Source organism: Clostridioides sp. GD02404 (assembly GCF_045898275.1).
Lineage (GTDB): Bacteria > Bacillota > Clostridia > Peptostreptococcales > Peptostreptococcaceae > Clostridioides > Clostridioides difficile_A.
Window position 1 is genome coordinate 1 of record NZ_JBJOCA010000087.1, and the last position, 218, is coordinate 218.

General features: G+C 27.5%; 1 pseudogene. It reads left to right on the plus strand.

The window, feature by feature from the left end:
• A pseudogene (locus tag Q3287_RS19610) lies at positions 1 to 218 on the plus strand (hypothetical protein); the annotation flags it as partial.

The window sequence follows — 218 nt, forward strand, 5'->3', positions numbered from 1 at the left end:
TTTTGATGTTTATAGAACTGTTAGAAGAAGAAAAGGCTATTATTCCGAAAATGATATTCACGTGGCTACTTGTGCTTATGAAGAAGGGAGTCCTTATTATCTTACTTATTATGGCAGTTTTAATTTAAGTAAATATAAATCTATTTCTATAACTGAAACCAAAGAATTTAGGATTATGGCATATGAAGTTTATCGTTATATAAACAACAATAAAGTTG